Source organism: Sphingopyxis granuli NBRC 100800, assembly GCF_001591045.1.
GTDB lineage: Bacteria > Pseudomonadota > Alphaproteobacteria > Sphingomonadales > Sphingomonadaceae > Sphingopyxis > Sphingopyxis granuli.
The window spans coordinates 40,765-54,366 of record NZ_BCUA01000020.1 but is presented as its reverse complement, the minus strand read 5'-3'; the positions used below and the strand labels follow the sequence as shown (position 1 = coordinate 54,366).

The 13,602-nt window shown below is 63.7% G+C and carries 12 protein-coding genes and 1 riboswitch; of the genes, 5 read left to right on the top strand and 7 right to left on the bottom strand.

Annotation, left to right across the window (positions count from 1 at the left end):
* Window positions 1-275: 275 nt before the first annotated feature.
* Together SGR02S_RS07205 and thiC are read left to right on the top strand one after the other, a co-directional pair.
* Window positions 276-1,841: a flavin-containing monooxygenase gene (locus SGR02S_RS07205; protein WP_067107322.1), complete on the top strand. Its 1,566-nt coding sequence runs from the start codon at window positions 276-278 to the stop codon at window positions 1,839-1,841.
* Window positions 1,842-1,885: 44 nt separating this feature from the next.
* Window positions 1,886-1,997: riboswitch (TPP riboswitch) on the top strand.
* Window positions 1,998-2,037: 40 nt separating this feature from the next.
* Complete coding sequence (gene thiC, locus SGR02S_RS07200) at window positions 2,038-3,930, top strand: phosphomethylpyrimidine synthase ThiC (protein ID WP_067107320.1); 1,893 nt, start codon at window positions 2,038-2,040, stop codon at window positions 3,928-3,930.
* Between the two features lie 40 nt (window positions 3,931-3,970).
* On the opposite strand, the gene SGR02S_RS07195 is transcribed toward thiC, so the two are convergent.
* A complete protein-coding gene (locus tag SGR02S_RS07195; RefSeq protein WP_082737372.1) occupies window positions 3,971-5,653 on the bottom strand; it encodes an ATP-dependent nuclease in 1,683 nt (560 codons plus the stop codon).
* Between the two features lie 202 nt (window positions 5,654-5,855).
* On the opposite strand from SGR02S_RS07195, the gene SGR02S_RS07190 reads away from it, so the two are divergent.
* Window positions 5,856-6,368: a 2'-5' RNA ligase family protein gene (locus SGR02S_RS07190; protein ID WP_067186357.1), complete on the top strand. Its 513-nt coding sequence runs from the start codon at window positions 5,856-5,858 to the stop codon at window positions 6,366-6,368.
* A 102-nt stretch (window positions 6,369-6,470) separates the two neighbouring features.
* Here the strand turns inward: SGR02S_RS07190 and SGR02S_RS07185 are convergent, their stop codons facing one another.
* Window positions 6,471-7,358, bottom strand: a complete 888-nt coding sequence (locus SGR02S_RS07185) for an arylamine N-acetyltransferase family protein (RefSeq protein ID WP_082797005.1) — start codon at window positions 7,356-7,358, stop codon at window positions 6,471-6,473.
* 176 nt (window positions 7,359-7,534) lie between these two features.
* On the opposite strand from SGR02S_RS07185, the gene SGR02S_RS07180 reads away from it, so the two are divergent.
* Window positions 7,535-7,915 carry a glycine zipper 2TM domain-containing protein gene (locus SGR02S_RS07180; protein ID WP_067107313.1) on the top strand — a complete coding sequence of 127 codons (381 nt, stop codon included), beginning with the start codon at window positions 7,535-7,537 and terminating at the stop codon, window positions 7,913-7,915.
* A 218-nt stretch (window positions 7,916-8,133) separates the two neighbouring features.
* Window positions 8,134-8,721 (top strand): Ivy family c-type lysozyme inhibitor, encoded by a 588-nt coding sequence (locus SGR02S_RS07175; RefSeq protein ID WP_067107310.1) that lies wholly within the window; start codon window positions 8,134-8,136, stop codon window positions 8,719-8,721.
* 10 nt (window positions 8,722-8,731) lie between these two features.
* On the opposite strand, the gene SGR02S_RS07170 is transcribed toward SGR02S_RS07175, so the two are convergent.
* From SGR02S_RS07170 to SGR02S_RS07150, 5 genes are all read right to left on the bottom strand, one after another.
* The gene (locus SGR02S_RS07170) at window positions 8,732-9,163 is read right to left on the bottom strand and encodes an OsmC family protein (protein ID WP_067107307.1); all 432 of its coding nucleotides are present in this window, start codon (window positions 9,161-9,163) and stop codon (window positions 8,732-8,734) included.
* A 12-nt stretch (window positions 9,164-9,175) separates the two neighbouring features.
* On the bottom strand, window positions 9,176-9,430 hold the full coding sequence (locus SGR02S_RS07165) for a DUF2061 domain-containing protein (RefSeq protein WP_067107304.1): 255 nt from the start codon (window positions 9,428-9,430) through the stop codon (window positions 9,176-9,178).
* Between the two features lie 106 nt (window positions 9,431-9,536).
* The gene (gene ung, locus SGR02S_RS07160) at window positions 9,537-10,250 is read right to left on the bottom strand and encodes a uracil-DNA glycosylase (RefSeq protein WP_067107301.1); all 714 of its coding nucleotides are present in this window, start codon (window positions 10,248-10,250) and stop codon (window positions 9,537-9,539) included.
* A 113-nt stretch (window positions 10,251-10,363) separates the two neighbouring features.
* A complete protein-coding gene (locus tag SGR02S_RS07155; protein ID WP_169799652.1) occupies window positions 10,364-11,221 on the bottom strand; it encodes a TonB-dependent receptor domain-containing protein in 858 nt (285 codons plus the stop codon).
* Window positions 11,222-11,290: 69 nt separating this feature from the next.
* The gene (locus tag SGR02S_RS07150; RefSeq protein WP_067107296.1) at window positions 11,291-13,585 is read right to left on the bottom strand and encodes a TonB-dependent receptor domain-containing protein; all 2,295 of its coding nucleotides are present in this window, start codon (window positions 13,583-13,585) and stop codon (window positions 11,291-11,293) included.
* Window positions 13,586-13,602: the final 17 nt, after the last annotated feature.

Here is a 13,602-nt window from a genome sequence, read left to right as displayed (position 1 = left end):
AGCGTCCCTGTCTCAAGGGTATAAACACCAACTTGTTTCAGAGCCTGCCCCGGACCCGATCCGGGGGTCCATGGTCTGCCCTCCAATAAAAAGGCGACGCAAAAAGGAAGGCCCGGCCATGGATGCTGAAACGAGTTCAGCATGACGAAGGAACGGGTCAGCCTACGGAAGGCTGAACCTCACCCCGGCTTTGACCTCGATCAATGCAGAGACGTGACTCGCACGACAGATTAGGGCATAAACCCTAGCCAGATAATATGGGAGCGGAACAGACCATGACGACAGCGATCGGGGCGGCGTCGGCCGCCGCCACCTCCACCCCCGGCACGGCCGCCGAACCGACTCACGTCGACGTGCTGATCGTCGGCGCGGGCATTTCGGGCATCGGATCGGCCTGGCACCTGCAACAGCAATGCCCGGGCAAAAGCTACGCGATCCTCGAGATGAAGGAGACGTTCGGCGGCACGTGGGAGACGCATAAATATCCCGGCGTGCGGTCCGATTCGGACCTTTACACCTTCGGCTACCGCTTCAAGCCGTGGGTCGGCGCGCCGATCGCCAGCGGTGCCGAGATCCTCAAATATCTGGGCGAGGTGATCGAGGAAAACGGCATCGGCGATCATATCCGCTACGGCCACCGCATCACCGCCTGCCGCTGGTCGAGCGACGAGAATCGCTGGACGGTCGAGGCGGTGCGCAAGGCGGACGGCGTCGCCGTCACATTCACCGCCGATTTCCTGTGGATGTGCCAGGGATATTACGACCATGAAAAGCCCTATGTTCCCGACTGGCCGGGCCTGTCGGACTATAAGGGCCGGTTCGTCCACGCCCAGCTGTGGGACCCGGACACCGATTATGCGGGCAAGCGCATCCTCGTCATCGGGTCGGGCGCGACCGCCGCGACCGTCGTTCCCGCCTTCGCCGAAAAGGCCGCGCATGTGACGATGCTCCAGCGCTCGCCGACCTATTTCTTCTGTTCCGAGAACAAGAACGAGCTCGCCGACCGGCTGCGCGAGGTCGGGATCGACGAACCGACGATCCACCGCGTCGTGCGCGCGCAGATCATGTACGATCAGGACCAGCTCACCCGCCGCGCCCAGACCGAACCCGATGCCGTGTTCGAGGATCTGAAAGAGCTGATCCGCCTTTTTTCGGGCAACCCGGACTTCCAGTTCGAACCGCACTTCACCCCGCGCTATCGCGTATGGCAGCAGCGGCTGGCCTTCTGCCCCGAAGGTGACATCTTCCGCGCGGCGACCGAGGGCAAGCTGACCGTCGTCACCGACACCATCGACCGCTTCACCGAAACGGGCGTCCGCACGTCGGACGGAACCGAGATCGAGGCCGACATCATCGTCGCCGCGACCGGCTTCAACCTGTCGGTGATGGGCGGCATTCCCTTCAGCGTCGACGGGCGGACGGTCGATTGGGGGGAGACCGTGACCTATCGCGGCATGATGATGACGGGGGTGCCCAATCTGGCGTGGGTGATGGGCTATTTCCGCGCGAGCTGGACGCTGCGCGTCGACATGATGGGCGACTTCGTCTGCAACCTGCTGGGTCACATGGATGACATCGGCGCAAAGAAGGTCGAGGTCGCGCTGCGTCCCGAGGATCAGGGCATGGACATCCTGCCGTGGATCGAGGAGGATAATTTCAACCCCGGCTATCTGATGCGCGGCCTGTCGGAAATGCCGAAGCGCGGCGACAAATCCGAATGGCGCCACAACCAGGATTATTGGGCCGAAAAGGACGCCTTCCCGCACATCGACCTGACGGACCCCGCCTTCGTCTACGACGGCCAGCGGGCGACGAAGCGCGAGGCGGTGGCGGCGGAGTAACCCGGAACCGCCGATGGACAGCGCGCGACCGCGCGGCTAAGGTGGCGGCATCCCCGGGGAGCCTGGCGCGCAAACGCAGGTTGAGAGCGGAATAGACCGCGACCCGTCGAACCTGATCCCGGTAACTCGGGCGGAGGGAGGGTTGGCGTTCCGCGCGGAATCCCAGGCCTTGCTCCGTAGCAATGGAGCGACTGCCATGGCCGACATCGATTCCCGCCTCGACAAGACGACCGCCGCCAGCATCGGCGTCACCACCGGCCCGATCCGCGGCAGCCGCAAGGTCCATGTCGCGTGTCCCACCGGCAGCGGCATCCGGGTCGCGATGCGCGAGATCGACCTCGACCCGCACAGCGGCGAACCCAGCGTCCGCGTCTACGACACCAGCGGCCCCTACACCGACCCGAACGCCCGCATCGACATCGCACAGGGCCTTCCCGAACTGCGCAGCGCCTGGATTCGCGCCCGCGGCGACGTCGAGGAGGTGGCGCAGCGCGAGGTGCGGCCGGAGGACAACGGCCAGCTCGGCCCCGACCGCAGCGGCGGCGTCCCCGCCTTCCCCAACGTCCGCAAGACCGTGCTGCGCGCCAGGCCGGGCGCGAACGTCAGCCAGATGCACTATGCCCGCCGCGGTATCGTCACGCCCGAGATGGAATATGTCGCGACGCGGGAGAATCTCGGTCGCGAGCGACTCGCCGAATATGTCCGCGACGGGCAGGACTGGGGCGCCAGCATCCCCGATTATGTCACGCCCGAATTCGTCCGCGAAGAGGTCGCGCGCGGCCGCGCGATCATCCCCAGCAACATCAACCACCCCGAAAGCGAGCCGATGGCGATCGGCCGCAACTTCCTCGTCAAGATCAACGCCAATATCGGCAACAGCGCGGTCGCGAGCGACGTCGCGACCGAGGTCGACAAGATGGTCTGGTCGATCCGCTGGGGCGCCGACACCGTCATGGACCTGTCGACGGGGCGCAACATCCACGACACGCGCGAATGGATCATCCGCAACTCGCCCGTCCCGATCGGCACCGTCCCCATCTATCAGGCGCTGGAGAAGGTCGGCGGCATCGCCGAGGAGCTGACGTGGGAGATTTTCCGCGACACGCTGATCGAGCAGGCCGAGCAGGGCGTCGACTATTTCACCATCCACGCGGGCGTCCGCCTGCCCTACGTCCCGCTCGCCGCGAAGCGCGTCACCGGCATCGTCAGCCGCGGCGGCAGCATCATGGCGAAATGGTGCCTCGCGCATCACAGGGAAAGCTTCCTCTACGACCATTTCGACGAGATCACCGAGATCATGAAGGCCTATGACATCGCCTACAGCCTCGGCGACGGCCTGCGCCCCGGCAGCATCGCCGACGCGAACGACGAGGCGCAGTTCGCCGAGCTTTACACGCTGGGCGAACTGACCAAGCGCGCGTGGGACCAGGATGTGCAGGTGATGATCGAGGGCCCGGGCCACGTCCCGATGCACAAGATCAAGGAGAATATGGACAAGCAGCTAGAGGCGTGCGGCGAGGCGCCCTTCTACACGCTCGGGCCGCTGACCACCGACATCGCGCCGGGCTACGACCATATCACCAGCGGCATCGGCGCCGCGATGATCGGCTGGTACGGCACCGCGATGCTCTGTTACGTCACGCCCAAGGAGCATCTCGGCCTGCCCGACCGCGACGATGTGAAGGTCGGCGTCGTCACCTACAAGCTCGCCGCCCACGCCGCCGACCTCGCCAAGGGCCACCCCGCCGCCAAGGTCCGCGACGACGCGCTGTCGAAGGCGCGCTTCGAATTCCGCTGGCGCGACCAGTTCAACCTGAGCCTCGACCCCGACACGGCCGAGCAATACCACGACCAGACCCTCCCGGCCGAGGGCGCCAAGACCGCCCATTTCTGCAGCATGTGCGGGCCGAAATTCTGCTCGATGAAGATCAGCCAGGAAGTGCGCGAATTCGCAAAGCTGCAAAATCAGGACAGCGCGGGTTTCCTTGCGGCGGAGGAAGCCGAAAAGGGCATGGCGCAGATGAGCGAAGTCTATGAAGAAACGGGGCGCGAACTGTATATGGGCGCGGGCGGCCGCGAGCATGATTAAGGCATCTCCAGACCCAATCACATGCTCTCTAACTTCTCGGTTAATCAGGCATTTCGAAATCTTCGATTTCCTGCACTCTGAGAGCCGCGCTCGGCGCTACCAAGCTTCGGAAATTGTGTCCAAGCTCTCGAAGACGGCCTTCGATTTGTGGAAGTAAAATTTTACCAAGAGAGTAGTGGAAGCTGACCCTATCACCAATAATATTGTCAATATTCGCCCTGCCTTGAAAGTTCCTTAGAATTTTGAACTTCAAATCCTCTCTCTTTCTCGTCATTTTTGAAGATAGCTTCGCTTGATTTTCGTCAATAACCCCTTCAACTATCGCAAAAGCCTCGTCTTCATCGATTTCGCAGATTTCCGCGACATGATCCGGTCCACAGAAAAAGTGCTCAATATCTGTAAGTGTAGATATGAACATCTTGCACCTGTCGGGAAGTACATTTTCATACCTCTTAAGCGCCCAAATTCTCTCATCTGGAGTCATTCCATCTCCATCTCTGTAAATGAAAACCTTTGACTCCTCGTTCATGCTTAAAAAATACTCCACAACTATCTTAGTTGCCTCAAGGTTATCTACTCCGTTAAACGAAACAAACTTACACTTCTCCATATCCCAACCGTTAGACTGAAGCAGGATTTCAAGTTTTTTCGTCTTTTCGTCTTCGGCAAATACAAGGACCTTGGGTTCATCGTTTCTTAGCTCCTCAAATCGATCAAGAGCACCGAGTTCCAAAAGAAGCCCCACGTCAGCGTCCAAATCTTCGACCAAACTTCCATCGCTTAGCCAATAAACGGAGCCTAACGGGTTGTTTTTTATGGAGTCAAATACGTGACGGGAATGGCTAGCGAGAATGATTTGCGTCCCCGCGGTTTCAGATAACGAAAACAAAAGCTCTACGAGTAGCTTCTGATTGCCGGGATGAAGATGAGCATCGGGCTCGTCTAACAGTAGTAATTTTGGCTCATAGAGAATCACGTAAGCAGCAAGCTGCAAAGCCTGCAAACAGCCGGTTCCAGCCATTTCTAGCGGCGTCCAAGTACCCCCCAACCTAACCTTAGAAGAGATGAATTGATTCACATTTTCGTCGAATTTCGTTTCGACCGCAAAATTCGGGAATATGTTTCTCATTAAAGTACGAAGCGCCTGCATTTGAAGCGGCTCTTTTTCCAGTCTGTGCAGTACGTTTCGAAGAAAAAGATTCGCATCCCCTTGCGCAATGCCAGTTTGGACGATCGAGTTTGCTCTCCGCTCCTCGGCCAACGGAATTCCAGCAAGCCCCGGAACGTATACGGAGAACGGCGCCCTGACGTCAGATGCAGCGCGAAAAAATGGGGAGCCCTTAGGAAAATTTAGCGATACGTTTGCGTTTTTTCCTCGATAAAGAGATAAACGAAAATCTTGAAGGTCTCCGTCTTCGTCGAAATACTCAAAGTCAAACTTGGGACCATAGTCCTGCGTCATTGGAAACCAATGATTTATTTCCATAATTTCTTGAGTTGGTAAAAAAGTAAATTGATTTACCCCTAAAGTACTGGCAGGCATATTGGCGCTCTTACCGTGCATTTTTGCAGATCTAAGAGCACTAATAGTGAAATGTATTCCTTGGATAAATGAAGATTTTCCTGCATTATTTCCTCCAACCAAGAGATTCATGTCGTCTAGATCGAGCGTGACATCTTCTATATTTTTAAAGGAACGAATTCTTATTTTGCTTATCTTCATTGCGCCTTGCCTCCCCTACAGCTATCGAGAATGATCGTTTCTTTTCGCATTTTCAAGGCCAACAGAATGCGTCTTAACCTACTCTCATGTGCAAAAGACGGCACAGCGCAGAGGAGCGAATAGACAGACCATTTGTCCTGAAAGCTGTAATAACTCGCGCCGGCAATGCCCTTACGCCCCACACCATGCTACACTCCCACCCATGCGCGCCCGGAACCCCCTCTACGTCATGGCGAAGCCGCCGCCGGAGGTGCAGGCGCAGATCGCCGCGTTGCCGCGCAACGATCCTTCGCGCGGCCCCCACCTTCTCCATGTCACGCTCATCTCGCTCTACGACCTGCATTATGCGCCGCCCGACTGGCTGCCCGCGACCGTCGCCGCGCTGGACAGCTTCGTCGCACCGCCCTTCCCGCTCCGCTTCGACCGGATCGAGAACCGCAAGGCGGTGACGCTGCGGACGCGCGATCCGCTGGCCGGGGCGCGGGCGTTCCAGAAGGCGCTGGTCAACCATATGCTGGCCGCGAAGGCGCCGATCATGGACGGCACCACGCCCGAACCGCACGTCACGATCAACTATCGCGGCGACCGGCTGGGCGCGCAGACGATCGCGCCGATCGGCTGGACGGTCGACGAGATCATCCTGACCGAAAGCATCGTCGGCAAGACCACCCATGTCGAACGCGGCCGCTGGCCGCTCCGCTCCGACGCGGGCTGACGCGCGGCGGTTCGGCGGAGGCGCAGGCCTTGCCCGCACCATTGTCGTCGCGGGCCAGTCGCGGGGCCCGCTTTCCTTCGTTCGCCGGCGCGGGCCGGACCCCTACCCCTCGACCTCCGCGGTCGCGGCGCGCTCGATCGCCGCACGCCAGTGCGGCCGCACCGCCAGGCCGAACAGTTCGACGAGCGCGGCTTCGATCGCATCGGCGGTCAGATAGCGCCGCTCGCTCGACCCGTCGGCGTGGCGGATCGTCAGCCGGTTGTCGCGCAGCGCATAGCGCGCGCGGGCGGTGGTGCGCGCGGCGATCAGCTGGTGGCGGAAATGCGAATCGGGGTGGGTCGATGTGTACCAGTTGGCGACCTCGTAATCGATCGCGGGCGCGGGCGCGTCGTCGATGTCGTAGAGCGGCGCCCAGTCGTCGCCGATCGCGATCGACACCTCCCATATACCGCTGCCCGCGTCGCCGCGCGCGACGCGATAGCTTTCGTGCGCGGTCGGCTGCGGCGCCGCGCCGTCCATCGCCAGCGGCGCGGGCGGCACCGCCGACCCGAAACCGACATCGGCCAGCCAGGCGCGCCCGTCGACGCGGACGCGCACCACCATATGGCTGCGCGGCGCGGGCGGCGCGGCCGGGTCGCGCAGCCAGCGCACGCGGCCGAGCAGGCCCTCGGCCTCGAAGCCGATCGCGCGCAGCACGCGCAGGAACAGGCCGTTTTGCTCGAAGCAATAGCCGCCGCGCCCGCCTTCGATCAGCTTCGCGGCCACCGCTTCGGCGCCGATGTCGACATTGCCCTCGACCAGCGCGTCGATCGCTTCGAACGGAATCGCCGCGATATGCGCGGCGTGCAGCGCGCGCAGCACCGCCAGCGTCGGCTCGGCCGGCCCGTCGTAGCCGATGCGGGCGAAATAGCGCGGCAACAGGTCGCCGCCCGGCGCCGGGCGCGCGGCGGCGGGACCGTCGGAGGCTTCGAATGTCGGGCGGTACAGCATGGCAGATCTCCGTCTCGCGAATCGTCTGCCCCCCTGATGCAAGCTCAACCGCGCTTGAGGTCAAGCGATAAGGGCGCGGGGCGAAAAACGGCCGCCGCCGGAACTTCGGGCCGCTCCCGCGTGTCTATCAGGCAGAAAGTCCGCCGTCCCGCGGCCCACCTGCAAAGGAATGTCCCATGAACAAGCTTCTGCTCGCCCCGCTCGTCGCCGCGACCGCGCTCGCCGGCGGCTGCGCCTCGACCGGCTATGGCTATGACGACGGACCGCGCCGCGGCGGCGGCTGGTATGCCGACGACCATTATCGCGACGGCGATTACCGCGAGCGCCGCCTCGGCAAGGGCGACCGCATCTATCGCGGGCGCGACGGGCGCTATTATTGCAAGCGCTCCGACGGCACGACCGGGCTGATCATCGGCGGCATCGCCGGCGGCGCGCTGGGCAACGTCATCGCGCCGGGCGATTCGAAGACGCTCGGCACCGTGCTCGGCGCGATCGGCGGCGCGGTCGCGGGCCGTGCGATCGACAAGGGCGGCAACGACGACGTGCGCTGCCGCTAGGACGGATCGACATTCAGCTCTGGCGGCCTGCAAATGGCGGCTTTGCGAGCTTCCGGTGCTCACGTGCCATCAGCACGCTGCGCTCCGGGTCTCGCAAATCCACCATTTCGGCTCGCCATCCTCTGAATGTCGATCCGTCCTAGGGCGCTGCGGCCGGCGGAAAAGAGTATCGGCGGCGGCCGGGCCGTGGCATGATCGCCCGCGAAAGGGGACCTGCCATGACGCTAATCCGCCGCCTGCCAGTCTTTCCCGCGCTCGCCGGAGCCGCCTTGCTCGCGCTCGCCGCCTGCGGCTCGGGCGACGATGCCGCTCCACCGCCCCCCATCGATGCGCAAGGCGTTGACGCGCAGGCCGCTGCCGATCAGCCGGCGGCGCCGTCGGAAGCTGCGGCAGTGCCCGCGCCGACCGACGCGGCGCCTGCCGCGAAAGCCGGCGACGCGAAGAACCTCGCCGCCTATGTCGGCAAATATCCGTTCGACAAGGTCGATGGCGTCGCGTGGGACGATCATCCCGCGGTCAAGGCGGGGCTCGCCGCGACGGTGAAGGACGCGAAGGTGCTGAAGGCCATCCAGACGCTGGAAGGTCCGGCGGCGCCGATCGAGATGCACGACGGCAAGGTCATGGCCTGGGCGTGCCAGCAACATAATTGCGGACCGCACCAATGGGCGGTGCTGGTCGATCCCGCGACCGGCGCGACCGACGTCTGCTATTATGACGAAGCGGCGTCGGCGAGCGATGCGCGCTGGTTCCTCGCCGGCGGCAAGGAGGAAAGGCGCAAGGGCAACTGCCAGTTCGGCGCCGGCTGAACCGCGGCGCTCACCCGCCTTCGAGGCTGTGGTCGAGTGTGATCTCGCAGTTCAGCAGTTTCGAAATCGGGCAATTGGCCTTGGCATCGGCCGCGATCGCGGCAAAGGCGTCGGCGTCGATCCCGGGCACCTTCGCGGTCAGGGTCAGCGCCGATTTCGTCACCGCGAAGCCATCGCCGTCCTTGCCCAGCGTGACGTCGGCGCGCGTGTCGAGCTGGCCGTCGCTATGGCCGGCGCGCGCCAGCGCAAAGGACAGCGCCATGGTGAAGCAGGCGGCATGCGCCGCGGCGATCAGTTCCTCGGGGTTGGTGCCCGGCCCGTCCTCGAAGCGCGAGGCGAAACCGTAGGGCGCGCCATCGAGCGTGCCGCGCTTGGTCCAGATATGGCCCTTGCCGTCCTTGCCCAGCCCTTCGTAGCGGGCGCTTGCGCTGTTCACCGTCATGCTTCTTCTCCTTCATCGACACAGCAGTGCAACGGCGCCGGGGCAGCCGGGGTTCCCGCGCAGTCGGGCGGGCACGGCGATTCGCATCGCATCGGCGCGGCGCCACGCCTTTTCATGGAAGAAGAAGGCGACGGCGTTGATGCACGGCTCGATCAGTGCGATTCCGCCCGCCACCCGGACCGATCCCGTCAGCGCATAGGCAACGCCGAAGCCGATCGCTAGGTGCAGCGACAAATAGGTCAGCGTCTTCATCAGGTCGGTCGGCATCGGCGCGTCTCCAGCGGGGCAAGGGCATGGGGTAGACCCGATGCACGGCGCCGCGCCAACGCACGCTTTCGCTCACTCTGATCGATTCGTCCGCGCGATGCGGCGGTCAGCCGGCGGCGACCTCCGCCGTCTCGGGCAGGCGCCAGTCGATAGTGCCGCGGCCGTGCTCCGCCAGAAAGGCGTTCGCCTGGCTGAACGGCCGCGATCCGAAAAAGCCGTTCGACGCCGACAGCGGCGACGGGTGCGGCGCGCGCAGGATCAGATGCGGCGTGCCCGGTCCCAGCCCCGGCACGTTCGCGGCCTTGCGCTGCGCATGGCTGCCCCACAGGATGAAGACCTTGGGTGCGGGGTCGGCGGCGACCGCGGCGACCGCGGCGTCGGTGAAACGCTCCCACCCCTTGCCCTGGTGCGAGGCGGCCTGCCCCGCCTCGACGGTCAGGCAATTGTTGAGCAGCAGCACACCCTGTTCGGCCCAGTGTTTCAGATAGCCGTGGCGCGCCGGCGGGATGCCGAGGTCGCTCTGCATCTCCTTGTAGATGTTGACGAGGCTCGGCGGCACGCGGACCCCCGGCTGGACCGAGAAGCACAGGCCATGCGCCTGCCCGGGGCCGTGATAGGGGTCCTGCCCCAGGATGACGACGCGCACGTCCTGCGGCGGCGTCGCGTCAAGCGCCGCGAACCAGTCGCGCGGCCTTGGATAGACGCGCTTTCCCTTCGCCCGCTGGTCGGCGAGGAACTGCTTGAGCGCGCCCATATAGGGCTGATCGAACTCGCCGCCGATCCGTGCGAGCCAGTCGGGATGAAGCTTGACGTCCGCCATGCGCGCCGTTCGACCAGAGCCGGCGCCGCTTGTCCAGCATGCTTCGCCCGCCGCGGGCATAAAAAGGGCGGCGGGATCGCTCCCGCCGCCCGATGCTTCCGTGGCGGCGCGTGTCAGAAGCGGCCGCTGGCGCGCAGGAACACCCGGCGGCCGAGATAATCATATTGCGAACCGAACACCGGCGCCTGGCCGAGGGCCGAAACGCTGGTGTAGATCGTCGACGCCCGCGGCGGGGCGGTGTCGAAGATGTTCGCCACGCCGACCGTGATCTCGAAACGGTCGGCGACATCGCGCGTCACCGACATCGAATGATAGAAGGTCGGCGCCAGCCGCGTGTCGGGGCAGAAGGTGCCGCCGGGGCGGAAGATCGAGGTACGGCATGCGCTGCCCTGCTCGTCGAGCAGGTCCTGCTGGTTCGATGTGCCGCCGATCACGTCGAGACCGTAGAAGAGCGTCCACGGCCCCTTTTCCCACGCGAGGTTGAAATCGCCGACCCATTTCGGATCGCCGGCCTCGCCATTGTCGTCGATCACGAAGCCGTCGAACAGCGCGACCTTGTCCTCGATCTGCCACGTCATCTGCGCACGGAACGCCAGCGAGCCGAGGTTGCCGAGGTCCTGGTCGAGCAGCAGCGTCACGTCGATGCCGCGGTTGCGCTGGCGGTTGATGTTCACATAGGTGTCGCGCACATCGGTGATATTATGCTCCTCGGGGCCCGACGGCGCGCGCGTGATCAGGTCGCAGAGCGGATCGTCGAGCCCGAACTCGGAATTGTAGCAGCCGCTGATGATGCTCGCGGCGCCAAGCGTCGTGATCTCGTCCTTCACCTTGATGTCGAAATAATCGACCGCGAGGCTGGTCTTGAGGCCGCTCCACAGCACGCCCGACAGGTCGGGCGTCAGGACGACGCTCGCCGTCTTGGCGGTCGAGGTTTCGGGCTTGAGCTGCCCGATGCCACCGCCCGACACCACGGTCGCCGATCCCGTCGCGCCGGTGAAATTGGCTGGAACGCCCGCCGCGATGCAATTGTCGTAGACTCGCTAGCTCATCGTACCCGCGGCAAGCTTGGTCGCGGCGTTGAGGCAGATGTCGATATCCTGCTGATCGCGGAAGCCCGTCTGGTTCTCGAGGAACAGTTCGAACAGCGCGGGCGCGCGGAACGAGGTGCCCCAGGTGCCGCGGAAGCGCAGCCAGTCGGTGACCTCCCAGTCGAGCCCGGCTTTCCACGTCGCGTCGCTGAAGCTGTCCTTCACCCCGTCGCGGCGCGTGGCGTCGACGCTGGTATAGCGGCCGGCGCCCGACAGCGTCAGGCGCTGGATCAACGGCGTGTCGTGGATCAGCGGAATCTGGAGTTCGCCGAAGACTTCCTTGCTGACCGTCTTGCCGGCGGTGATCCCCGACGAGGTGCGCAGCGCGGCATTGCCCGCCAGCGTCACCTCGCCCGGCGTATCGTTGATCTTGTCCTGCCGGATTTGCGCGCCGAATGCCGCGCCGACCTTGCCCGCGGGCAGTTCGAACAGGTCGCCGGCGACGGTGGCTTCGGCCGATGTCTGGGTGAACAGCGTGCGGCCGGTTTCCTTGCCGAACAGGAAGGCGCGTTCCTGCGGCGTGAAATCGCCGTTCAGGACCCTGGGATCGGTGAAGTCGATGTCGATGCACGGCACGCCGCGGATCGCCGTCGTCAGCCCGACGCACGACCGGGTGCGAAAGGTCTGCGAATCGAGCGAATCCTGATAGACGACATCCTGCGTATATTTGGCGTCCGACCGGCTGTACTGGCCGTAGACGTCCCAGTTCCAGCCCGATAGCAAGCCGCCGAAGTCACCGCGCAGACCCAGCACGCCGCGATAATAGTCGACGTCGGTGCTGAAGTCCGATTTGGTCAGAACCAGCGGGCGGAGCAGGAAAGCCCCGGTAAATTCGGTGTTGAAAGGATCGCCGAGGTCGCCGGGCGTGCAGTTATACACCGACGGGTCGCAGAACAGCAGGGTGATGGGAACCGGCAGGGCCCCGGTTCGGGTCGAATCGCCCGTGAACTGGAACACACTGACCTGCTGAAAACTGTTGTTGTAGGACTTGCGGTTGTTGAACAGCAGTTCGGTGTAGATTTCGACATTATCGGTCAGTTCGTAGGACGCGTCGAGATAACCGGTGAGACGCGTGACCTTCGAGAACACGTCCGACATCTGCTCGAGCGGCAGATACTGATTCGTCGCGCCGGTCGACGGACCGTCGAAGTTCAGCCCAAAGAAATCGGTCGGGGCGGATATACCGAACGCCCCGTAATCGTTGAACGAAATGCCGACCTGGCCGAATTGCGATCCATATTGGCCGATGAACAGTTGCTGGCCGTTGGGGGCCAGCAGCGTCGGCTGGAACCCCACAAGGTCGCCGTCGTCGTTGACGATCGGATCGCCGCTGAAATCATTGTTGGTCAGGATCAGGTTGCCGATGATGCCGTTGCACGCCGGCTTGCCGGTGCGGAAATCGACGATGTCGGCGCGCGTTCCGTCCTCGCGCGTCAGATATTCCTCCTGACAGCCCAGGAACTTGCGGTCGTTCCGGCGCAGATTCTGCTGCTGGTAATAATCGACCGTCGCCAGCACATGGCCGCGGTCGAAGCGCTTGCCCCAGGTGACGTTGAAATCATAGGTTTCGCCGCCGCCGTGCACCGGAACCGAGGTGAAGCCGCCGACCTCGAAGCCGTCGGTGTCGGTCTTGGTCAGGATGTTGACGACGCCCGCGACCGCGTCGGAGCCGTAGATGGAGGAGGCGCCGGTCTTCAGCACCTCGACCTGCTTGACGACCGACAGCGGCAGCACGTTGAGGTCGAACGACGACACCGCACCGCGGACGCCCGCCGGGCCGGCGCGGCGACCGTTGAGCAACACCAGCGTGCGCTCGGCACCGAGACCGCGCAGCGAGACGGTCTGCGCGTCGGCACCGCCGTTGGTGACGAAGCTGTTCGAAATCGCCGAGGTGATCTGGATCGAGCCCGCCGCGACCGGCGACGACTGGAGGATGTCGGCAAGCTGGTTCTGGCCCTGCTTCTGCCCCAGGTCGGGGTTGATGATCTGGATCGGGTCGGGACTGTTGAATTCGCTCTTGCGGATGCGCGAGCCCGTGACGATGATGGCCCCGTCGTCGCTGCTGACGCTGTCCGGCCTCGCGACGGTCGTGTTGACGCGCTCGGCGCAGGCATCGCGCTCGGCCTGCGTGTCATAGGCCGAGCAATCCTCCGCCTGCTGCGCCTGTGCCGGCGCGGCCGACATGGTGATCGCGATCAGCGATGCCGTTGCGGTCAGGATCGCCGACGTCCTTGTTCCAATTTTCATACTGCATCCCCGGTTGT

Coding starts and splice junctions, on each gene's coding strand:
- SGR02S_RS07175 (WP_067107310.1), top strand. CDS start 8,134: ATGACGCTAATCCGCCGCCTGCCAGTCTTTCCCGCGCTCGCCGGAGCC.
- SGR02S_RS07150 (WP_067107296.1), bottom strand. CDS start 13,585: ATGAAAATTGGAACAAGGACGTCGGCGATCCTGACCGCAACGGCATCG.
- SGR02S_RS07185 (WP_082797005.1), bottom strand. CDS start 7,358: ATGCTGTACCGCCCGACATTCGAAGCCTCCGACGGTCCCGCCGCCGCG.
- thiC (WP_067107320.1), top strand. CDS start 2,038: ATGGCCGACATCGATTCCCGCCTCGACAAGACGACCGCCGCCAGCATC.
- SGR02S_RS07165 (WP_067107304.1), bottom strand. CDS start 9,430: ATGCCGACCGACCTGATGAAGACGCTGACCTATTTGTCGCTGCACCTA.
- SGR02S_RS07190 (WP_067186357.1), top strand. CDS start 5,856: ATGCGCGCCCGGAACCCCCTCTACGTCATGGCGAAGCCGCCGCCGGAG.
- SGR02S_RS07170 (WP_067107307.1), bottom strand. CDS start 9,163: ATGACGGTGAACAGCGCAAGCGCCCGCTACGAAGGGCTGGGCAAGGAC.
- ung (WP_067107301.1), bottom strand. CDS start 10,250: ATGGCGGACGTCAAGCTTCATCCCGACTGGCTCGCACGGATCGGCGGC.
- SGR02S_RS07180 (WP_067107313.1), top strand. CDS start 7,535: ATGAACAAGCTTCTGCTCGCCCCGCTCGTCGCCGCGACCGCGCTCGCC.
- SGR02S_RS07205 (WP_067107322.1), top strand. CDS start 276: ATGACGACAGCGATCGGGGCGGCGTCGGCCGCCGCCACCTCCACCCCC.
- SGR02S_RS07195 (WP_082737372.1), bottom strand. CDS start 5,653: ATGAAGATAAGCAAAATAAGAATTCGTTCCTTTAAAAATATAGAAGAT.